Annotated in this window: 16 protein-coding genes; 11 read left to right on the top strand and 5 right to left on the bottom strand. The window is 73.6% G+C overall.

Features of this window, described 5'->3' with window-relative positions:
- Positions 1-96: 96 nt before the first annotated feature.
- The gene (locus ACIP8Z_RS15435; protein WP_402083355.1) at positions 97-2385 is read left to right on the top strand and encodes an MMPL family transporter; all 2289 of its coding nucleotides are present in this window, start codon (positions 97-99) and stop codon (positions 2383-2385) included.
- 105 nt (positions 2386-2490) lie between these two features.
- Here ACIP8Z_RS15435 and ACIP8Z_RS15430 read toward each other — a convergent pair whose 3' ends face one another.
- Positions 2491-2688, bottom strand: coding sequence for a helix-turn-helix transcriptional regulator (locus ACIP8Z_RS15430; RefSeq protein ID WP_402083352.1), 198 nt, complete (start codon positions 2686-2688; stop codon positions 2491-2493).
- A gap of 262 nt (positions 2689-2950) precedes the next feature.
- A complete protein-coding gene (locus tag ACIP8Z_RS15425) occupies positions 2951-3904 on the bottom strand; it encodes a sugar phosphate isomerase/epimerase family protein (RefSeq protein ID WP_402083349.1) in 954 nt (317 codons plus the stop codon).
- A 201-nt stretch (positions 3905-4105) separates the two neighbouring features.
- On the opposite strand from ACIP8Z_RS15425, the gene iolC reads away from it, so the two are divergent.
- From iolC to mmsA, 4 genes are read left to right on the top strand one after another with little or no spacing between them, the layout of a single operon-like run.
- A complete protein-coding gene (gene iolC / locus ACIP8Z_RS15420) occupies positions 4106-5062 on the top strand; it encodes a 5-dehydro-2-deoxygluconokinase (RefSeq protein ID WP_402083855.1) in 957 nt (318 codons plus the stop codon).
- Positions 5063-5071: 9 nt separating this feature from the next.
- Positions 5072-5896 carry a 5-deoxy-glucuronate isomerase gene (gene iolB / locus ACIP8Z_RS15415; protein WP_402083346.1) on the top strand — a complete coding sequence of 275 codons (825 nt, stop codon included), beginning with the start codon at positions 5072-5074 and terminating at the stop codon, positions 5894-5896.
- Positions 5893-7752, top strand: coding sequence for a 3D-(3,5/4)-trihydroxycyclohexane-1,2-dione acylhydrolase (decyclizing) (iolD, locus tag ACIP8Z_RS15410; protein ID WP_402083344.1), 1860 nt, complete (start codon positions 5893-5895; stop codon positions 7750-7752). Before iolB ends, iolD begins: the two co-directional genes overlap by 4 nt.
- Before the next feature lie 14 nt (positions 7753-7766).
- Complete coding sequence (mmsA, locus tag ACIP8Z_RS15405; RefSeq protein WP_209494936.1) at positions 7767-9278, top strand: CoA-acylating methylmalonate-semialdehyde dehydrogenase; 1512 nt, start codon at positions 7767-7769, stop codon at positions 9276-9278.
- A gap of 121 nt (positions 9279-9399) precedes the next feature.
- On the opposite strand, the gene ACIP8Z_RS15400 is transcribed toward mmsA, so the two are convergent.
- Positions 9400-9849, bottom strand: a complete 450-nt coding sequence (locus tag ACIP8Z_RS15400; RefSeq protein WP_402083852.1) for a GNAT family N-acetyltransferase — start codon at positions 9847-9849, stop codon at positions 9400-9402.
- A gap of 135 nt (positions 9850-9984) precedes the next feature.
- Between ACIP8Z_RS15400 and ACIP8Z_RS15395 the strand changes: the two genes are divergently transcribed.
- Together ACIP8Z_RS15395 and ACIP8Z_RS15390 are read left to right on the top strand one after the other, a co-directional pair.
- A complete protein-coding gene (locus ACIP8Z_RS15395) occupies positions 9985-12687 on the top strand; it encodes a CocE/NonD family hydrolase (RefSeq protein WP_402083341.1) in 2703 nt (900 codons plus the stop codon).
- Positions 12684-13583, top strand: a complete 900-nt coding sequence (locus ACIP8Z_RS15390) for an ABC transporter permease (RefSeq protein WP_383586013.1) — start codon at positions 12684-12686, stop codon at positions 13581-13583. Before ACIP8Z_RS15395 ends, ACIP8Z_RS15390 begins: the two co-directional genes overlap by 4 nt.
- Positions 13584-13679: 96 nt before the next feature.
- Here the strand turns inward: ACIP8Z_RS15390 and ACIP8Z_RS15385 are convergent, their stop codons facing one another.
- Positions 13680-14399 (bottom strand): DNA-binding response regulator, encoded by a 720-nt coding sequence (locus ACIP8Z_RS15385; RefSeq protein WP_402083338.1) that lies wholly within the window; start codon positions 14397-14399, stop codon positions 13680-13682.
- Between the two features lie 215 nt (positions 14400-14614).
- Here ACIP8Z_RS15385 and ACIP8Z_RS15380 point away from each other — a divergent pair, with 215 nt between their 5' ends.
- From ACIP8Z_RS15380 to ACIP8Z_RS15365, 4 genes are all read left to right on the top strand, one after another.
- Complete coding sequence (locus ACIP8Z_RS15380; protein ID WP_402083335.1) at positions 14615-16225, top strand: von Willebrand factor type A domain-containing protein; 1611 nt, start codon at positions 14615-14617, stop codon at positions 16223-16225.
- Positions 16226-16258: 33 nt separating this feature from the next.
- Positions 16259-16726: a DUF1772 domain-containing protein gene (locus ACIP8Z_RS15375; protein WP_402083333.1), complete on the top strand. Its 468-nt coding sequence runs from the start codon at positions 16259-16261 to the stop codon at positions 16724-16726.
- 400 nt (positions 16727-17126) lie between these two features.
- On the top strand, positions 17127-18008 hold the full coding sequence (locus ACIP8Z_RS15370) for a BTAD domain-containing putative transcriptional regulator (protein WP_402083330.1): 882 nt from the start codon (positions 17127-17129) through the stop codon (positions 18006-18008).
- Positions 18009-18222: 214 nt separating this feature from the next.
- Positions 18223-20253, top strand: a complete 2031-nt coding sequence (locus tag ACIP8Z_RS15365; RefSeq protein WP_402083329.1) for a helix-turn-helix domain-containing protein — start codon at positions 18223-18225, stop codon at positions 20251-20253.
- Positions 20254-20286: 33 nt separating this feature from the next.
- On the opposite strand, the gene ACIP8Z_RS15360 is transcribed toward ACIP8Z_RS15365, so the two are convergent.
- Positions 20287-21558: an IS701 family transposase gene (locus ACIP8Z_RS15360; RefSeq protein ID WP_402083326.1), complete on the bottom strand. Its 1272-nt coding sequence runs from the start codon at positions 21556-21558 to the stop codon at positions 20287-20289.
- Positions 21559-21963 lie beyond the last annotated feature (405 nt).

Below are 21963 nucleotides of genomic sequence, written 5' to 3'. Positions count from 1 at the left end.
GAGTGATCACTCGTGTTTGCCAGTCTATGGCAATGGGCGACCCCTGTGACCTGCCGGGAAGCGAGCTCAGGGGTCAGGTGAAGGGGACACCTCGTCATGGCCGAAGTCAAGAAGTCAGCGCCCGGCGGGGCCGGATCCAGCGGGTCCCCCGCAGGTGGCGGATCCCCGGGGGAGGGGACGGGCGGCTGGACCCGGTTCGTGACCGTCCGGCCGCGCCTGACCCTGCTCGTCGCCCTCGTCCTCACCGCCCTCGCCGTCCTGGCCGGCGGCGGGGTCGCCGACCGGATGGGCAGCGGCGGCTGGGAGGACCCGGCCGCCGAGTCCACGTACGCGACCGAGGTCCTCGGGCGCCAGTTCCCCGGCTCCCAGCCCAATCTGCTCCTGCTCGTCGACGCCGGAGCGGCCGGCGCCGACGCGCCCGCGGTCGCCGCCGAGGCGCGCCGGCTCGCCGAGCGGCTCGACGCGGAGCCGGGCGTCGACGGGGTCGGCTCCTACTGGTCCACCGGCTCGCCCGCCCTCCGCTCCGAGGACGGCCGCAAGGCGGTGATAGCCGCCCGGATCGCCGGCGAGGAGAAGGACGCGGCCGCCGTCCTCGACCGGATCGCCCCCGAGTACCGGGGCACCCACGGCCCCGTCGAGGTCTCCCTCGGCGGCGGACTCGCCGTGCGCCACGAGATGCAGACGGTCATCCAGGAGGATCTGCTGCGGGCCGAGCTCATAGCCCTGCCTCTCACCCTCGTCCTGCTCGTCATGGTCTTCGGCAGCGCCGTCGCCGCCCTGCTGCCGCTCGGCGTCGGCATCGTCGCCATCCTCGGCACCAACGCCGTCCTGCGCGGCCTCACCGAGTTCACCGACGTCTCCGTCTTCGCGCAGAACCTGACGACGGCCCTCGGCCTCGGACTCGCCATCGACTACGCCCTGTTCGTCGTCCGCCGCTACCGCGAGGAGCTCGCCGCCGGGGCCGACACGTACACCGCCGTCCGCACCACCCTGCGCACCGCCGGCCGGACCGTGCTCTTCTCCGCCCTGACCGTCGCCGTCTCGCTCGCCGCGATGCTGGTCTTCCCGCAGTACTTCCTGCGCTCCTTCGCGTACGCCGGGATCGCCGTGGTCCTGCTGGCCGCGACCGCCGCCCTCACCCTGCTCCCGGCGGCCCTCGTCCTGCTCGGCGACCGGGTCAACGCGCTCGACCTGCGGCGCCTCCTCCGGCGCGGCCGGACGCCCGCCGCGCACCCCGCCGGGGACGGCGAGGGCGCGGGCTGGGGGCGGGCCGCCGCGCTCGTGATGCGCAGGGCGCCGGTCTTCGCCGTCCTCACCACCGCCGGACTCGTCCTCCTCGGACTGCCCTTCATCGGCGTGAGGTTCGGCACCGCGGACGACCGCCAGCTCCCCGTCACCGCCTCCTCCCGGGTCGTCCAGGACGAGCTGCGGCACGGCTTCCCCGGCGACCCCGGCGGTACCCTCACCGTCCTCGCCGAGGGCGAGACCACCCCCGCGCAGTACGCGGCCTTCCGCGAGCGGATCGGCGCACTCGACGGCGTGGTCCGGGTCGACGGGCCGGTCACCGCCGCCGGCGGCCACGCCTACTTCACCGTCGTCCCCGAGGGCGAGACCGTCGGCGCCCAGGCCCAGCGGACCGTGGCCGAACTGCGCGCCGCACCCGCCCCGTTCGAGACCTCCGTCACCGGCCAGGCCGCCGTCCTCGTCGACTCCAAGGACGCCCTCGCCGAGCGGCTGCCCTGGGCCGCGGCGATCATCGTGATCGTCACGCTGCTCCTGGTCTTCCTGCTCACCGGCAGCGTCCTCATCCCCGTCCAGGCCGTCGTCCTCAACGCCCTCAGCCTCACGGCGATGTTCGGCGCGGTGGTCTGGGTCTTCCAGGACGGCCACCTCGCGGGACTCCTCGGCTTCACCCCCACCGGGGACATCGAGACCACCCTGCCGGTGCTCATGTTCTGCGTGGCCTTCGGACTCTCCATGGACTACGGGGTGTTCCTGCTCTCCCGCGTCAAGGAGGAGTACGACCGCACCGGCGACCACGAGCACTCCGTCCGCTTCGGCCTGCGCCACACCGGCGGTCTCATCACCGCGGCCGCCGTGATCCTCGCCGTCGTCATGATCGCCATCGGCACCTCCCGCGTCACCAACACCAAGATGCTCGGCCTCGGCGTCGCCCTCGCGGTCCTCATGGACGCCATGGTGGTCCGCAGCCTCCTCGTCCCCTCCGTGATGAAGCTGACCGGCCGCCTCACCTGGTGGGCCCCCGGCCCGCTGCGGCGCTTCCACGACCGTTTCGGCATCAGCGAGTCGGACGCGCCCGCGCCGGCGCCGGACGGGAGCGCGCCGACCGAGGAGCGCAAGGAGATGGCACCGCTCCACCGGTGACACTCCCTCGTGACACCCCCTGGTGACACCTCCTGCGACACGCCGAGGGCCGGGCCCGGGATCACCGGGTCCGGCCCCGCGGGGGAGAGGGGGCGGTCCGTCTGGTCAGTCGCGGCGGCCCCGGTTGCCGGGGCGGCTGGCGACCCAGGCGCGGATCGTGTCCGCGTACCAGTAGGGCTTGCCCGACTCCACATGGTCGGGGGTCGGCAGGAGTCCGTGCTTCCGGTAGGAGCGGACCGTGTCCGGCTGCACCCGGATGTGTGCGGCGATGTCCTTGTACGACCAGAGGCTGTTGTCCGTCATGCCTGGTACCTCCCTGCGCGCCGCGCAGCGGCGGCGGGGGTGCCGTTCGGGGGCGCTGCGGGCATGCGATGGCGATCACTGAGCCATTGCCCCCTGCAACGGCCCGGTCAGTCAGGAGGAGAACGCCTGTCGAGCGCCTGTGACGGAAAGCCCGCGTAACGGAGATATGCGTGACGCCCGAGGGACGTGTGTGACGAAAACGCGGCATGGGGAGATCGGCGTGTCCCCGTGCGTCGCCCGTGGTCAGAGAGATATACGCCGATCACACGCCGCAGGAGCGGAGAAAGCGCCGGGTGCGGAGCGCGATCGGGTAGGGAACGTCCGGCTCGCAGGGGTACATGTCCTGCTCGACGATCGCGAACAGGTCCACGTCCAGGGCCGCCGCGGCAGCGAGCACCGGCTCCAGGGCGGGCACCCCGGACGGCGGCTCGCACATCACCCCGCGCGCCACCGCCGGCCCGAACGGCACCCCCTCGGCCACCACCCCCGCCAGGACCTCCGGGTCGACCTGCTTGAGATGCAGATAGCCGATCCGCTCGCCGTACGTCTCGATCAGCTTGACGCTGTCCCCGCCGGCGTACGCGTAGTGCCCGGTGTCCAGACAGAGCGAGACCGCCTCCGGGTCGGTCGCGTCCAGGAACCGCGTCACGCTCTCCTCGTCGTCCAGATGCGTGTCGGCGTGCGGATGGACGACGATCCGCAGCCCGTACCGCTCGCGCACCTCCCGGCCGAGCCGCTCGGTGAGCCCCGTCAGGTCCCGCCACTGCGCGGCGGTGAGCGTCCGGTCCTCCAGGACCTCGCCCGTCCGGTCGTCCCGCCAGAACGACGGGATGACGACCAGATGGCCCGCGCCCACCGCCTGCGCCAGGGCCGCGTTCTCGGCGACGTGCGCCCAGGTCCGCTCCCAGACGTCCGGGCCGTGGTGCAGGCCGGTGAAGACCGTCCCCGCCGAGACCCGCAGCCCGCGCCGCGCGGTCTCCTCCGTCAGGACGGACGGATCGGTGGGCAGATAGCCGTACGGGCCGAGCTCGATCCACGTGTAGCCCGCGCCGGACACCTCGTCCAGGAAGCGCTGCCACGGCACCTGCCGGGGATCGTCGGGGAACCACACTCCCCAGGAGTCCGGGGCGGAGCCGATCCGGATACGGGACGGGGACGGGGACGGGGAAGGAGAAGGGGACGCGGGCGGGGGCGGCTGCGGTGACGGCGTCGTCATGCCTGCCACCTTGACCGGGGCCCGCGAGCAGCGTCAAGGAGGCCGCTCCGGCCCGCACGGGCCGCTCCTCGTCGGCGGCGCGGTCGTCAGAATGTCCGGACATATCGTTGACACGCCTCCGGGCGGACGGCTAGACCTGGGTGCGGAAGCCGGACGCGAGAGGTGGCGCGGGTGGAGTCGGAGCCGTACGACCTGATCACCATGGGGCGCCTCGGCGTGGACCTGTACCCGCTCCAGACCGGGGTCGGACTCGACCGGGCCGACACCTTCGCCAAGTTCCTCGGCGGCTCCCCGGCGAACGTCGCCGTCGCCGCCGCCCGGCTCGGCCTGCGCACCGCCCTCGTCTCCCGCACCGGCGCCGACCCCTTCGGCACCTATCTGCGCCGCGAGCTGAAGGGCTTCGGGGTGGACGACCGCTGGGTGACCGAGGTCGACGCGTACCCCACCCCTGTCACCTTCTGCGCCCTCTTCCCGCCCGACGACTTCCCGCTCACCTTCTACCGCCGCCCCAAGGCCCCCGACCTGGAGATCCACCCGCACGAGCTGGACCTCGACGCGATCCGCGCCGCCCGCGTCCTCTGGGCGACCGGCACGGGCCTCTGCGCCGAGCCGAGCCGCACCGCGACCCTGGACGCCCTGCGGGCCAGGTCCGGGCGGGAGGTGACCGTCCTCGACCTGGACTGGCGGCCGATGTTCTGGACGGACCCGGCGGCCGCCCGCCCCTCCTACGCCGAGGCGCTGCGGCACGCGACCGTCGCCGTCGGCAACATCGACGAGTGCGAGGTGGCGACGGGGGAGCGCGAGCCGTACGCGGCCGCCCGCGCGCTGCTCGCCGCCGGCGGGGACACCGGGCTCCGGCTCGCCGTCGTCAAGCGGGGCCCCGAGGGCGTCCTCGCGCTCGCCGCCGACGGGACGAGCGCCGAGGTGCCGCCGCTGCCGGTCGATGTGGTCAACGGCCTCGGCGCGGGCGACGCGTTCGGCGGGGCGCTCGTCCACGGACTGCTCGCCGGCCGGGACCTGGAGACCACCTTGCGCCACGCCAACGCCGCCGGTGCGATCGTCGCGGGCCGCCTCGCCTGCTCGTCCGCCATGCCGTACGCCGCCGAGATCGCCGAGGCGCTCGCGACCGGCTCCGGAACCCTGGCGGAAAACGGGTAGGGGTGAGTCATGAGCACCCGTCACCCCCCGTCCCTCCACCTCCCCGCCGGAACCGCCGCCCGCGGCCCGTACGGGCTCGACATCGACCCCGGGAGGGCCGGCTGGACGTACTCCGCCCTCCGGGTCCTCACCCTCGGACCGGGCGGGATCCACTCCTTCGAGGGCGGGGATTCCGAATGGGTCGTGCTTCCCCTCTCCGGTGCCTGTAGCGTGCGCGTCGACGGCGAGATCCTCGAACTCCTGGGCCGCGCGAGCGTGTTCGACGGAGTGACCGACTTCGCCTATGTACCGCGCGACGCCCACGCCCAGATCGCCTCCGGTGCGGGAGGCCGCTTCGCTTTGGCAGGAGCGAAGTGCGAGCGACGACTCCCCGCCCGCTACGGCCCCGCGCCGGAGGTTCCCGTCGAGACCCGCGGCAGCGGCAACCGCGCCCGCGAGGTACGGAACTTCGCCTCGGCCGACGCCTTCGCCTGCGACCGGCTCATCGCCGTCGAGGTCGTCACGCCCGGCGGCAACTGGTCCTCGTACCCGCCGCACAAGCACGACGAGCACCGCCCCGGCGCCGAGTCCGTCCTCGAAGAGATCTACTACTACGAGATCGAGGGCCCGGGCGCCCTCGCCTACCAGCGGATCTCCCCCTCCCGGCCCGGCGGCGCCGAGCTCCTCGCCGAGGTCCGGGACGGTGACGCCGTCCTCGTACCCGACGGCTGGCACGGCCCGTCGATCGCCCAGCCGGGACACCCGCTGTACTACCTGAACGTGATGGCGGGACCCGGCCCCGAACGGGAGTGGCGGATCTGCTTCCACCCCGACCACACGGAGGGATACGCATGAGCGTCCGGCTCACCGTCGCCCAGGCCCTGGTGCGTTTCCTCGCCGCGCAGCACACCGAACGCGACGGCGTACGGCAGCGGCTGATCACCGCGACCTGGGGCATCTTCGGCCACGGCAACGTCGCCGGCATCGGGCAGGCGCTCGTCGAGCACCCCGGCCTCATGCCGTACCACCAGGGACGCAACGAACAGGCCATGGTGCACGCCGCCGTCGGCTACGCCCGCCAGTCCGACCGGCTGCGCGCCCACGCCGTCACCACCTCCATCGGCCCCGGCGCCACCAACCTCGTCACCGGCGCCGCCCTCGCCACCGTCAACCGGCTGCCCGTCCTCCTGCTGCCCGGCGACACCTTCGCCACCCGCCCCGCCGACCCCGTCCTGCAGCAGCTCGAAGTCCCGTACGCGGGCGAGATGTCCGTCAACGACTGCCTGCGCCCCGTGTCGCGCTACTTCGACCGCGTCACCCGCCCCGAGGCACTGGTCCCGGCCGCCCTCGCCGCCGTACGCGTCCTCACCGACCCCGCCGACACCGGGGCGGTCACGCTCGCCCTGCCGCAGGACGTGCAGGCCGAGGCGTACGACTGGCCCGAGGAGTTCCTCGCCGAGCGGACCTGGACCGTCCGCCGGCCACGGCCCGACGCGGCCGAACTCGACGCGGCCGTCCAGGCGGTCAGGACGGCCCGACGGCCGCTGATCATCGCCGGCGGCGGGGTCAGGTACAGCGCGGCCCAGGAAGCCCTGAGCACCCTCGCCCGGTCGGCCGACCTCCCCGTCGCCACCACCCAGGCCGGCAAGGGCGTCCTGCCCTGGGACCACCCCTGCGACGTCGGCGGCATCGGCCACACCGGCACACGGACCGCGAACGCCCTCGCCCGCGCCAGCGACCTGATCATCGGCGTCGGCACCCGCCTCACCGACTTCACCACCGCCTCCGGCACCCTCTTCCGCCCCGACACGCGGCTCGTCAACCTCAACATCACCGCGTACGACGCCCACAAGCAGGCCGCGCTGCCGCTCGTCGCCGACGCCCGGGCCGGGCTGGAGGCCCTCACCGACGCGCTCGGCGGCCACCGGCAGGGCACAGTGCGGTGGGCGTCCTCCAAGCGGGAATGGCAGGAGCGGACCGACGCCGCCTACGCCGCACCCGACCCGGGCGCCCGCCCCACCCAGGTCCAGGTCCTCGGCGTACTCGACACCCTGGTCGACGGCAGCGACATCCTGATCAACGCCGCCGGCTCGCTCCCCGGCGACCTGCACAAGCTGTGGCGGGCCCGGTCCAGCGACCAGTACCACGTCGAATACGGCTACTCGTGCATGGGCTACGAGATCCCCGCCGCCATCGGCGTCGCCCTCGCCGCCCCCGGCCGGCCGGTCTGGGCCCTCGTCGGCGACGGCACGTACCTGATGAATCCCACCGAGATCGTCACCGCCGTCCAGGAGGGACTGCCCATCAAGCTGGTCATCCTCCAGAACCACGGCTACGCCTCCATCGGCGGCCTCTCGGAGGCCGTCGGCGCCGAACGCTTCGGCACCGACTACCGCCACCGGGACGCCTTCGGCGGCTTCACCGGCCCGCCGCTCCCCGTCGACCTCGGCGCCAACGCCGCCTCCCTCGGCATGCGGGTGCTGCGCCCCCGCACCGTGCGTGACCTGCGGGAAGCCCTCGCGGACGCGCGGACCGCGACGGTTCCCACATGTGTCTACGTCGAGACCGAAACGCCAGACACTGTGTCGGGCCCGCCCCCGGCCCAGGCATGGTGGGATGTGCCCGTGGCCGAGACCTCGACCCGCCCGTCGGCGGTCAAGGCCCGGGAGGAGTACGACCGGCACGTCACCGCCCGACGCCGCCATCTCTGAAGGAGCATTTCGTCATGACGAACACCGTCAAGACCGTCAACCACTGGATCGGTGGCAAGACCGTCGAGGGCACGTCGGGCAACTGGGGCCCGGTCACCGACCCGGCCACCGGCGCCGTGACCACGAAGGTCGCGCTCGCCTCCGTCGAGGAGGTCGACGCCGCCGTCGCCGCCGCCAAGGACGCCTGGGCGACCTGGGGCACCTCCTCGCTCGCCCAGCGCACCACCATCCTCTTCAAGTTCCGCGCGCTCCTCGACGCCAACCGCGACGCCATCGCCGAGCTGATCGTCGCCGAGCACGGCAAGGTCCACTCCGACGCGCTCGGCGAGGTCGCCCGCGGCCTGGAGATCGTCGACCTGGCCTGCGGCATCACCACCCAGCTCAAGGGCGAGCTCTCCACCCAGGTGTCGAACCGGGTGGACGTGGCGTCCATCCGCCAGCCCGTCGGCGTCGTCGCCGGCATCACGCCCTTCAACTTCCCGGCCATGGTGCCGATGTGGATGTTCCCGATCGCCATCGCGACCGGCAACACCTTCATCCTCAAGCCGAGCGAGAAGGACCCCTCGCCGTCCCTCAAGATCGCCGAGCTGCTCGCCGAGGCGGGCCTCCCGGACGGCGTCTTCAACGTCCTGCACGGCGACAAGGTGGCCGTGGACCGCCTCCTGGAGCACCCGGACGTCTCCGCGATCTCCTTCGTCGGCTCCACCCCGATCGCCCGGTACATCCACACCACCGCCTCCGCCAACGGCAAGCGCGTCCAGGCGCTCGGCGGCGCGAAGAACCACATGCTGGTCCTCCCGGACGCCGACCTCGACGCGGCGGCCGACGCGGCCGTCTCCGCCGCGTACGGCTCCGCCGGTGAGCGCTGCATGGCCATCTCGGCCGTCGTGGCCGTCGGCTCCATCGGCGACGAGCTGGTCCAGAAGATCCGCGAGCGCGCCGAGAAGATCAAGATCGGCCCCGGCACCGACCCGACCTCCGAGATGGGCCCGCTCATCACGGCCGTCCACCGCGACAAGGTCGCCTCCTACGTCCACGGCGCGGCGGACGAGGGCTGCGAGGTCGTCCTCGACGGCACCGGCTACACCGTCGAGGGCCACGAGGACGGCCACTGGATCGGCCTCTCCCTCCTGGACCACGTGCCGACCACCGCCAAGGCCTACCAGGACGAGATCTTCGGCCCGGTGCTCTGCGTGCTGCGCACCGAGACGTACGAGGAGGGCCTCGCCCTCATCAACGCCTCGCCGTTCGGCAACGGCACCGCGATCTTCACCCGCGACGGCGGCGCCGCCCGCCGCTTCCAGCTGGAGGTCGAGGCCGGCATGGTCGGCGTGAACGTGCCGATCCCGGTGCCGGTCGGCTACCACTCCTTCGGTGGCTGGAAGGACTCGCTCTTCGGCGACCACCACATCTACGGCAACGACGGCGTGCACTTCTACACCCGCGGCAAGGTCGTCACCACCCGCTGGCCGGACCCGTCGGACGCCCCGGCGGGCGTGGACCTGGGCTTCCCGCGCAACCACTGACGCGGGCGGTCCGCGGCGACGGCCCCCGGGGTGCTGACAGCACACCCCGGGGGCCGTACCCCGTTCGCGGTCCGACGCTCGCGGCCGCCTGGTCCGATCGGCGGCGGCTCGGCCGAACCGCTCAGCCCGACACGCCGTCCGGCGCCCCGGCCTCCGCGTCGCCCAGCGGCCAACCCAGCATCGCGAACACGCCCTCGTCCACCGAGCCCGCCGACCGGTACGTCGCGAGCGCCGGATCGTTGTCCGTGTCCACACCCACCCACGCGCCCCGGCAGCCCCGCTCCCGGGCCTCCGCGAGCAGCGCCTCCGTCAGGGCCCGCCCCACCCCGCGCCGCCGGTGGCCCTCGTCCACCGACAGCTCGTAGAGGCACATCTCCGCCCCCTTGTCCGGGTGCAGCATCTCGATCCCGGAGACGAAACCGGCCGGGAAGCCGTCCTCCGTGTAGGCGATCAGCATCAGATGACCCGGTGCCGCCAGGAAGCGCGCGGCCCAGTCGTCGCGCGCCGGACCGTCGTAGAGGTGCTCCGCCGCGAGCAGTTCGGCCACCGTCGTCGCCCGCCGGATCCTGATCATGTCCGCTCCTCCGCCCGCGGCGCCCGTACCGCGCCTGCTGTACGCGGACCGTACTGCGTACGACCGGAGGAGGTGCGGGACTTCCGTCTCCGGGCAGCCGTGGCACACAGGCGGTCCGCTTAGGCTCGAACCATGCGACTCCGACTTCCCCGGTGGGCCGCGGTCACCGCCGTCCTCGCCGTCATCGCGGGTGCCGGCACCTGGACCGTCGTCGCCTCGGACGATCCGCCGCCCGTGCACCGGGCGGACCGGATGCTCGACCTCGACGGCACCCGTATCGACACCTCGTACTTCACCGGCGACGCCGCCGGCCGCCGGCCGGCCGTTCTCCTCGGGCACGGCTTCGGCGGCTCCAAGGACGACGTCCGCGCCCAGGCCGAGCAACTCGCCCGGGACGGCTACGCCGTCCTCACCTGGTCCGCGCGCGGCTTCGGCGCCTCCACCGGCGAGATCGGGCTCAACGACCCCGACCACGAGGTCAAGGACGCCCGGAAGCTGATCGACTGGCTCGCCGCCCGGCCCGAGGTCCTCCTCGACAAGCCGGGCGACCCGCGCGTCGGCGTCACCGGCGCCTCCTACGGCGGCGCGATCTCCCTGCTCGCCGCCGGACACGACAGCCGCGTCGACGCCATCGCCCCGCAGATCACGTACTGGAACCTCGCCGACGCCCTCTTCCCCGACGGTGTCTTCAAGAAGCTCTGGGCCGGGATCTTCTTCTCCGCGGGGAACCAGCCCGGAGCCCCGTCCGCGCCCGCAACGGAGGAGGTCCCTCCGGGGCAGGTCCCCACCGGGAAGGCACCCGCGGGGAAGGCGGCCGCCTGCGGCCGGTTCACCCCCGAGCTCTGCTCCCTCTACGAGCGCGTCGCCGTCTCCGGGAAGCCCGACGCCGCCGCCCGCGCCCTCCTCGAAGCCCGCAGCCCCTCCGCCGTCGGCTCCCGGGTCAAGGTGCCCGCGCTGCTCGTCCAGGGCCAGTCCGACTCGCTCTTCACCCTGGCCCAGTCCGACGCCATGGCCCGCACCCTCACCGCCAACGGCGCCCCCGTCGCCGTCGACTGGATCTCCGGCGGTCACGACGGCGGCGACCGCGAGACCGAGCGCGTCGAGCGACGGATCAGCACCTGGTTCGACCGCTGGCTGAAGAAGGACACCTCCGTCGACACCGGCCCCGCGTTCCGCGTCAGCCGCACCGGCGGCGTCGACTCCACCGACGGGCAGGCCACCCTGCGCGCCGCCACCGCCGACCGCTACCCCGGTCTCACCGCCGGTGCCACGAGCGTCCCGCTCGCCGGACCGGCACAGACCTTCGCGAACCCGGCCGGCGCCGCACCGCCCGCCGTCTCGGCCGTCCCCGGCCTCGGCGGCGGAGTCGCCGGACTCTCCTCCCTCGGCGTCGGCCTCTCCCTCGACTTCCCCGGCCAGCACGCCCGGTTCGACGCGAAGCCGCAGGACGAGCCGCTGCGGATCACCGGCACCCCGACCGTCCGCGTCAAGGTCACCTCCACCGCCGGCGACGGTTCCGCCGTCCTCTTCGCCAAGGCGTACGACGTCGGGCCCGACGGCCGGCAGCAGGTGCTGCCCGCCCAGCTCGTCGCCCCCGTCCGCGTCGACGGCGCCGGGGCAGGGAAGAGCGTCACCCTCACCCTGCCCGCGATCGACCACGAGGTGGAGGCCGGACACCGGCTCCGGCTCGTCGTCGCCGCCACCGACCTCGGCTACGCCTCCCCGGCCGTCCCCGCCGACTACACCGTCGCCGTCGAGGGCCCGCTCACCGTTCCCACCGACCCCGGCCTCGACACCCAGGCCGCCGCCCTGCCCTGGTGGGTCTGGGGCCTGCCGCTCCTCGGCCTCGCCGGCGCCGCCGCGCTGCTGCTCACCGCCCGCCGCCGCACCGCCGCCCCCGCGCCCGACCCCGAACTGGCCGCCGTACCGCTCCAGATCACCGGGCTCTCCAAGAAGTACAAGGGCGGCGACCGGTACAGCGTCAAGGACCTCACCTTCCGCGTCGAGCAGGGTCAGGTCCTCGGCCTCCTCGGGCCCAACGGCGCGGGAAAGACCACCACCCTGCGCATGCTGATGGGCCTGATCACCCCCGACGAGGGCGAGATCCGGGTCTTCGGCCAGGCCATCCGGCCCGGCGCCCCGGTCCTCTCCCGCGTCGGCTCCTTCGTCGAGGGCGCCGGCTTCCTGCCGCACCTCGACGGCCGGGAGAACCTGGACCTGTACTGGAAGGCCACCGGCCGTCCCGCCGAGGACGCCCATGTCGACGAGGCCCTGCGCATCGCCAACCTGGGCAACGCCCTCGACCGGGCCGTCCGCACCTACTCGCAGGGCATGCGGCAGCGCCTCGCCCTCGCCCAGGCCATGCTCGGCCTGCCGGACCTGCTGATCCTGGACGAGCCCACCAACGGACTCGACCCGCCGCAGATCCGCGAGATGCGCGAGGTGATGATCCGGTACGCGGCCGGCGGCCGTACCGTCATCGTCTCCAGCCACCTCCTCGCCGAGGTCGAGCAGTCCTGCACCCACCTCGTCGTCATGGACCGGGGACAGCTCGTGCAGGCCGGACCGGTCGCCGAGATCACCGGCTCCGGCGACACCCTGCTCGTCACCCTCGCCGAGGCCGTCCCCGACGCGCTCGTCGAGAAGGTCGGCGCCCTCCCTGGCGTGGCCACGGCCACCCGGACCGACGGCGGGATCCTCGTCCGCCTCGACACCCTCGACCCGACCGCCCTCATCGGCGAACTCGTCGGCCTGGACGTGCCGCTGACCGGCGTCGGACCGCACCGGCGCCTCGAAGACGCGTTCCTGACCCTGATCGGAGGAGGAGCCGCATGAGCCCGCTGCTCGACACCCCCACGGCTCCCGAGGCCGCCGCGGCACCCGCGGAGTCCGCCGCCCCCGGCTACCGCGCCGGACGCACGCTGCCGCTGCGCGTCGAGGCACTGCGCCAGTGGAAGCGCCGCCGCACCCTGATCATGGGCGGCATCCTGGTCGCCCTGCCGTTCGTCCTGCTGATCGCCTTCGCGATCGGCGGCGACCAGGACGGCGGCGGCAACGGCCGCATCACCCTGATGGACACGGCGACCGCCTCCGGCGCCAACTTCGCCGCGACCAGCCTCTTCGTCTCGGCCGGGTTCCTCCTCGTCGTCCCGGTCGCGCTGTTCTGCGGGGACACCGTCGCCTCCGAGGCGAGCTGGTCCTCCCTGCGCTACCTCCTGGCCGCGCCCGTGCCCCGGTCCCGGCTCCTCGCCTCCAAGCTGACGGTCGCCCTCGCCTACAGCGCGGCCGCGATGGTCCTGCTGCCGCTCGTCGCCCTGGCCGTGGGCACGGTCGCCTATGGCTGGGGGCCGCTCCAGCTGCCCACCGGCGGCGCGGTGCCCGCCGGGGACGCCGTGCTCCGCATCGGCATCGCCGTCGCGTTCGTCTTCGCCTCCCAACTGGTCACCGCGGGACTCGCCTTCTGGCTCTCCACCCGCACCGACGCCCCGCTCGGCGCGGTCGGCGGAGCCGTCGGCCTGACGATCGTCGGCAACGTCCTGGACGCCGTCACGGCGCTCGGCGACTGGCGCGACTACCTGCCCGCGCACTGGCAGTTCGCCTGGATCGACGCGCTCCAGCCGCAGCTGGAGTGGGGCGGCATGGTGAAGGGCACGGCGATCTCACTGACGTACGCCCTCGTCCTCTTCGCGCTCGCCTTCCGCGGCTTCGCCCGCAAGGACATCGTGTCGTAGGCCCCGACCGGCGACTCCCGACCGGCCCAGCTCACCGGCGACTTCCGACCGGAAGTTCCGTACGGCGGTCCCCGCCGGGGCCCTAGGGTCTTCTGCTCACAGCCACCCCCTTCGAGCCGCTTCCGCGCCCGCGCGGAAGCGGCTCGTCGTGCCGAGGGCCGCCATCAGCTCGCCCACCCGCCGGCTGTACGTCCGCGCGGACATGCCGAGCCGGGCCGCCGCCGTCTCGTCCGTGACCCCCGACAACAGGGCGTCGAGCACCGGACGCAGCTGCGGTGGCAGATCGCACGGCTGCCGCGGGGGCGGCGGCGCGTACGTCAGCTCCTCGGCCGTCGCCCAGCAGGCGTGATGCGCCCGGGCGAGGGCCTGCACCACCACCGGATCGCGGATCAGCAACAGCCCGTTGTAGAGCAGCTCCAGATCGAGCGGGACCGCGGCCACCGTCCGGTCGACGACGATCATCTTGAACGGGATGGCCTCCGCGAGCCGGGCCCGGCCGGGAATCCGGAGCCCGCCCTCAAGGTGCGGCAGCGCGTGCCGCGGCACGATCCGCCGGACCTCGCCGGCCCGCTCCACCGCCGCCCGCATGCACGCCTCCGCCAGCTCCAGGAACGGCTCGGGGATCGCGCAGCCCGCCGACGCGACCGGGTCGTCGAAGGTCAGCAACTCGTACCGGGTGGAAGCGGCCAGCCCGGCGAGCGCCGCGCTGATGCGCCGCGCACCCCGGACCGGACGCCCCGCGGGCCGCTGTCCCTCGGTCGCGGCCCGGTTCATCGCCGAACGGGCGAGCATCACGGAGCCCGCGCTCTCTGCCACCGCTGACCACCCCCGCCCGATCGATGTCCACTCCATGTACGCATGTGACTGCACACGGTGACAACCCCTGTTGAAAAGGATGGCGAATCCATGCCACACGTCGTCCCCCCGGTCGCCGTTGCCGCATCGAGATCCATCCGCAACTCCTTCGACTGCTCCCAGCGGGCCTCTCGTTCGTCACATTCACAAGTGGCTCACCAAGAGGGGGAGATGACATGGCACGACAGGACAAGGGGACGGCCGGACACCGCCGGGCCCGGTTCTCGGCCACCGTCGCGGCTCTGCTGGCGGCCGGACTGGCCGTCGGAGGCTGCGGCGCGGGCGGCGAACGAACCAGCGCCGACCGGGCGAAGGGGGAGGGCGGCCACGCCACCCCGGCTGCCCCCGACGGGGGAGCGGGCACCGTGAACCCCGAGGGAGCCGAGGGCGCCGCGGAGGACCGGCGGCCCTCCTCGGCGCCCGCCCCCGACTACCTCTCCACGTTCGCCCTGGACGTGGACACCGCCTCGTACGGCTACGCGCGCCGCACCCTCGCCGAGGGGAGGCTGCCCGACCCGGCGACGGTGCGCCCCGAGGAGTTCGTCAACAGCTTCCGCCCCGACTACCCGCGTCCGGAGGACAACGGCTTCAGCGTGACCCTCGACGGGGCCCGCGCCGGGCAGGACGGCTGGTCCCTGGTCCGGGTCGGCCTCGCCACGCGCGCGGCGGACCGGAGCGGCGAACGCCCGCCCGCCGCCCTCACCTTCGTCGTCGACGTCTCCGGCTCGATGGCCGAGCCCGGCCGGCTCGACCTGGTCAAGGAGTCGCTCGGACTGCTCGCCGACGAGCTCCGCGACGACGACTCGATCGGCCTCGTCACCTTCAGCGACCAGGCCGAGACCCGGCTGCCGCTGACCCGGGTGGGCGACGCCCGCGGCCGGATCCGCGAGGTGGTGGACTCCCTCGCGACGAGCTCCTCCACCAATGTCGAGGCGGGCGTCCGCACCGGCTACGACGTGGCCGTCGAAGGCCACCGCGAGGGCGCCACCAACCGGGTCGTGCTGCTCTCCGACGCGCTCGCCAACACCGGCGCCACCGAGGCCGGGGCGATCCTGGAACGGATCGGCGCGGAGCGGAAGCGGTACGGGATCACCCTCTTCGGCGTCGGTGTGGGCAGCGACTACGGCGACGCGTTCATGGAGCAGCTCGCCGACCGGGGCGACGGCCAGACCACGTACGTCTCCGACTCCGCGCAGGCCCGCAAGGTCTTCGTCGACCAGCTGCCCGCCCATGTCGAGCTGCGCGCGCGGGACGCCAAGGCGCAGGTCTCCTTCGACCGGCGGACCGTCGAGAGGTTCCGGCTGATCGGCTACGAGAACCGTGAGGTCGCCGACGAGGACTTCCGGAACGACCGGGTCGACGGCGGCGAGGTCGGTGCCGGTCACACGGTCACCGCGCTGTACGCGGTGCGGACCAGGGCCGGAGCGACCGGCCCGGTGGCCACCGCCACCGTCCGCTGGCTCGACCCGGCCACGCGCGCGCCCCACGAGCGTTCCGGCTCGGTCGGCACGGCCGCCCTCGCCGGTGACCTCTGGGCCGGCGGCCACGACAGTCTGCAGCTGACGGCGATCACCGCCTACTTCGCGGACGCCCTGCGGGGCGGCGACCTGCCGGGCGCTCCGGGTCTCCGGGCGCTGGCGGAGCGCGCCGAGGCGATCGCCGGCCGGTCGGGTTCGGCGGTGGTGCGGGAGCTGGCCGCGGCCGTGCGGCAGGCCGACGGGCTCCGCGGGCCGACCGAAGGGGCCACTCGCGAGGGCGAGTTGAAATCCGGGGACCCGTACAGCTGACGTGTGGGGCGGGCAGCGGGTGAGAATGGCCGCATGGCCTCCCTGCTGCTCGCCCTCGCCATCGGATGCACCGGCCTGTACGCCGGTTTCATGCTGATCTTCCAGACCGGGATCATGCCCGCGCTCGCCCGTCTGACGGACGCCGAGTTCGTCACCGCGATGCGCCGGATCAACGAAGCCGTCCCGAGGGGCGTGTTCCTGATCGTCTTCCTCGGGGTGGTCGCCTTCCCCGTCGCCGCGTTCTTCGTCCCCGTCGACGGACGGACGGACACCCAGAAGTGGCTGGTGCTCGCGGGGCTCGTGTGTGCGGCCCTCAATCACGCGGTCACCATCGGCGGCAACATCCCGCTCAACAACGCGTTGGCCGCGTCGGAGGCCACGGGGGACGAGCCGTCGGCCGTCCGTGCCGCCTTCGAGAAGCGCTGGAACGGTTTCCACCGTGTCCGTACGCCCCTGATCGTCGTCGCGTTCGGCCTGCTGACCGCCGCCGCCGTCGTCTAGGGCGGCGGGTCCGGGCCCTTCCGGCTCCTTCGCGAGCCCTCCGGCCCTTCCGCCTCTTCCTGCCGCTTCGCCCTTTCCGCCCCCGGAGCTCGCCGGCCGCGGAACCGTACCAGGCGGACGGTTTCTGGCGTGAAGTTGTGCGTGTCGGCCTCTTCGAGGTCCGCGAGACTCCCGCGAAAGCGTACCTACGAGTCCGGAAACAGTCTTCGGGCATGTGCTGGTCTGCGCCAGTGACGAAAATCTTACGCTCTTATAACCCCCCAAAGGGGGTGAATCACCCCGATATCCCGGGTTGGGTTTCCGTACCCTCCGGTTTCTTATTGACATGCCTACGGGGGTCTTTTCTAATCATCGAGAGTCATCCCGCGCGCTGACACCGCACAGGCATGGAGGGGGCAAGGTGGACGTCCGGATTCTGGGGGGACTGTCGGTACGTGAGCACGGGGTGTCGATCACACCGACAGCCGCCGCGCCCCGACAGCTCCTCGCCCTGCTCACGGCCAGCGCCGACCAGGTCGTCCCCGTCACGGTGCTCACCGAGGAACTGTGGCCGTCCGGCGCGCCGCGCGGCGCGCGCGTCGAACTCCAGTCCCACATCACCGAGTTGCGCACCCTCATCGCCGCTGCGCTGCGCGGCGCCCCCTCGGCGGAGCCCGGGCCCGGCTGGTCCGACCGGCGCACCGCCGACGCGATCCTCGTCTCCCAGCCCGGCGGCTACCGGCTCGACACCGGCGGCGGCACCAACGACGTCCGGCAGTTCGAGCGCGCGGCCGGCGCCGGATACCGCGCCATGGAGGCCGGCGACCTCGCCCGCGCCGCGCTCCGCCTCGGCGAGGCACTCGCCCTGTGGCGCGGCGAACCCTACGCGGGCGTCGCCGCCGGACCCCGCCTCCGCCGGGAGGTCGAGCGCCTCGAAACCTCGCGGCTGAGCGTCCTCGACCAGTGGACGGAAGCCCAGCTGGGCCTCGGCCGGCACGCCGAACTCGTCTCCGAACTCTCCGGACTCGTCGCCCGCTACCGCACCAACGAGCCCCTCCACGCCCACTACATGGTGGCCCTGCTGCGCTGCGGCCAGCACGACGAGGCCCTCACCGTGTACGAGCGGCTGCGCGTGGCCCTCAAGGGGGAGAGCGGCATGGAGCCCTCGGCGCGGCTGAGCCGCCTCCAGCGCTCGGTCCTCACCCTGCGGAACACCGCGGTCCGCCCGCTCTACGCGCCTCGCATCCCGGCCCAGTTCAGCCCCGCGCGAGCCCGGCTCGTACCGGCGGGATCCGTGGGCTGACGGACCGACGCGGCCCGGAGCGCGGCCGCCCGACCGACATCACAGCCCCCGGAGGACGGCCGGCCTGACCAGCCGGACGCCTCCCCGGGGCCTTCACCGGGAACGAAGTGCGGGAACTCACCGTTGACCGACTCCCGAAGCCGAATTAGTTTCGGCGAGCAGTACGGGTTTCCTCCCAGGTGCCCGATTTCGCTCGACTACGGGGGACGGGGCCATGACCTTGCACGGCGCGGACGGAGCCGGTGGTGCCGACGCGCTGCTCACGGTCCTCGAACTGCTGGCCCGGCAGGCACCGGCCGCCCACTTCGACACCCTCCTCGACGAGGCCCGGCTCACCGGACTCGCGGGAGCGGAACTCGACCGCCTCGAACGGGCCGTCGCACTCGCCGGCGAGGTGAACGCCGGACGCGAGCAGGACGCGCGCCGTGAGGCCGGACTCGCCACGCTCACCGACACCGCCCGCGACCTCACCCTGTCGTACGACCTCGACAGCCTGCTGCGCGTGATCACCCGCCGAGCCCGCCGGCTCCTCGGCCTCGACCTGGCGTACGTGACCCTCCGCGGCCCGCACGGAACCTGCTACGTCCACACCGCCGAGGGCTCCCGCACCGGACAGGCCGGCGGCCCGCGGATCGCCCCCGGCCTGAGGATCGCCGAGGGATACGGACTCGGCGGCGCCGTCCAGGCGCACGGCGAGGCCGTGTGGACCGCCGACCGCCTCGCCGACGAACGCTTCGCCTCCTTCGACTCCCTCGACGCCGGCGTCCACGTACCCGCCCTCGACGAGGTGGCCGAAGCGGCCCTGCGCGCCGAGGACCTGCACGCGATCATGGCCGCGCCGCTGCGGAGCGGCGACACCGTGATCGGCGTCCTGCACGGAGCCGACCGACGGGTCCGCCACCACACCGGCGAGGAGATCGGGCTCCTCACCGCGCTCGCCGACCTCGCCGCGCTCGCCGTCGAGAAGGCCGGACTCCTCGACCGGACCCGGGCCGAGGTCTCCGAACTCGAACGGGACAGCTCCCGGGTCCGCACCAGCCTCACCCGGATGCGGCACGTCAGCGAGGCCCACGGCCGGATCATGAACCTCGTGCTCGCCGGCGGGGACCTGGGCAGTGTCGCCAAGGCCGCCGCCGACGCCCTCGACGCGACGGTGATGATCCGTGACCAGGGCGGCCGTTGCCTCGCCACCGCCGGAGACCTACCCGGCCTCGTCGAGGAGGCCGTCGCCAAGGCCTCGCTCGACGCGCACGCCCGCCGCCGCCCGGTCCTCGCCGACGACGACACCTGGGTCGCCCCCGTCATCGCCGGCTCCGAAGACCTCGGCGGCCTCGTCATCCGCGCCGCCGGCGGCCTCACCGGCGAGGACGAGCGGCTCCTCGAACTCGCCGCCCAGTCCGTCGCGTTCCTCCTCCTCATGCGGCGCTCCACCGCCGTCGCCGAGGGGCCCGTCCGTGACGAACTCCTCGACGACCTCATCGCCGACCCGCCGCACGCACCCCAGCAGATCGCCCAGCGCGCCCGCCGCCTCGGCGTCGACCTGCGCAAACCGCACGTCCTCGTGCTCGCCCGGCCGGAGGGCGGCGAACAGGGCAGGGCCGTCGTGTGGGCGTCCTCGTACGCGTACCGCCTCAGCGGACTGAAGACCGTGCAGGGCGGCTGCATCGTGCTGCTGCTCCCCGGCATCGACGCCTCGGCCGCCGCCAGGGCCGTCGCCGACGAACTGTCCCCGCTGCTCGGCCACCCCGTCTCCGTCGCCGCCGCCGGACCGGGCCAGAGCCCGGACGGCGTCGCCCGGATGCACCAGGAGGCCGGCCGCTGCCTGGACGCGATGAGCGCCCTCGGCGGCACCGGCTCGGCGGCGTCCGTGCAGGACCTGGGCTTCCTCGGACTGCTGCTCTCCGACGACAACGACGTCGACGGCTTCGTCGAGGCGGCGATCGGACCCGTACTCGACTACGACGCCGAGCGGTTCACCGACCTCACCCACACCCTGGAGGCGTACTTCGCCTCCGGCGGCAGCCCGACCAACGCGGCCGAGGCGCTCCACGTCCACCCCAACACGGTCTCCCGCCGGCTGGAACGGATCGGTGAACTCCTCGGCCCCGAGTGGCAGAAGCCCGGCCAGGTCCTGGAGGTCCAGCTGGCGCTGCGCCTCCAGCGCACCCGGGAGGTCCTGGCCAGGGGCCGCGCCACCGCGGACCCGGGCCGACCGTCGCCGGGTCCGCCGGAGCGGAACGTCTGATCCCGTCCGGGGGCGGCGCGCCGCCCGCGCGGCTCAGCTCGCCGTGCGGGTCGTACGGCCTGATCCGTAGCCGGAGCCGTAGGACGCCTCCCAGTCGGTGGCGGCCATCACCGTCGCCGCGTGGGCCGCCGAGGCCAGCGTGATGTGCCGGTGCCAGCCGCGGAACGAACGGCCCACGAAGTCCCGCAGCCCCGCCCCCTCGCCGACCTCCACGAAGTCCCGCTCCACCCGGCGGGCCAGCTTCGTCAGCCGCAGCAGGGAGCCGACCGGCGAACCGGTCAGATCGCTGATCCACACCCGGGCCGGGGGCCGCCGCGGGTCGTCCCACTCACCGAGCAGCACCAGCGGACGCATCCGCTCGCCGCCCGGCGTGGGCAGCGCCACCCGCACCGCCGTGGCCAGCGAGGTGCGCGAGGTCCGCGCGCCGGCCACCGTGTCCACCCAGCTCACCGGCCTGCGCAGGCCCTTGAGCGACTCCAGGATCTGGAGCGCCGACAGGGGACCGGCCCCGAAACCGGGCAGCGAACGGTCGGCGATCGCCAGCCGGGAACCCGGACCGATCCGGGCCACGACCGGCACCCCCGCACCGGCGAGCCGGGTCAGGGCCGCCCGCCCCGCGCCGCCCCGGATGTCGAGCAGCACCGGCTTGCGGGTCACGTCCGGCCAGCGGGCCGTGTCGAGCGCGGCCGCGACGGCGCACTCCTCCAGGGTCTCCTCGCCGGCCTCCTGGGGAACCTCCGCGCGGTCACGCCGCGTGCGGTCGTTCACCCACGGGTCCGGCAGGAACAGCCGCCAGTTGACGGGCACGCTCAGCTCGTCGCTCGCGAACCACACCCCGAACGCCTGCTGGCCGTGGAAGACCTGCCCGCGCTCCGGGTCGAACCGCCGGTCCACACCCACCGAGTGCTCCCCGGCCTTCGGTATCGGCATCGGCCGCACCACCCAGGCCTGCGGGCAGCTGTTGCGCTCCAGGTACCGGGCGAGCGCCGCCCGCATCGGCTGCCAGTCCCAGGTGGAGCTGGACACGAAGTGGTGCAGGCTCTGCTCGGCGGCGGGACCGCCTATCTGAGCGGCGATGTTACGGATGGACTTGCGGCCCTGCGCCGTGAGCAGGCCGTGCAGATACTGCTCGGCCTTCAGACGCTGATCCCGGCGCGGGAAGCCGGAGAACAGCGCGGCACACAGCTCGGCGTAGACGTCCTCGCGCGAGCCGGGCGCGCCGACGGACCTGACGACGTCCAGGGGAACGGCCGGCGGAACGGCCCCGGTCACGGCCCTACGCTTGGTTGCGACGGATGTACTCACGACACTCCTGCCCGAAGGTTGCGCAGCTCCCTCCCGCTGCCCCACCACCGTCGCCCGACACGGCCTCCGGCGGCGAGGTGTACCCGGCACCCGAATCGGCCGCCGGATGGTGACCGGACCACCCCCCGACGTGTCGTCGCAGGTCGGAGGCGTGTCCAAGAGCCCCTCACGGCCCACTGCCGGAGGCCGGTCCGCCCCACGCCACGCCCCTCCGGAATACCCCGTGGGGGATCTGACAGACTCGCCGGCCCGGCTTTGACCCGTCGCACGGCGTGGCCGGACCATCGCAGAGCGAGGCTGCACGGGCCGGACCCCGGTTAATGCCCCAGGCCGGGGGCCGTGCCTGTGCGCCTCGCCTTGACCCGTCCTCGTAGGCGTCGTGACCCGTCCCTCGTAGGCTTGCGG

It is taken from the genome of Streptomyces sp. NPDC088553 (genome assembly GCF_044752965.1).
Lineage (GTDB): Bacteria > Actinomycetota > Actinomycetes > Streptomycetales > Streptomycetaceae > Streptomyces.
This window is presented reverse-complemented; position numbering and strand designations above follow the sequence as displayed.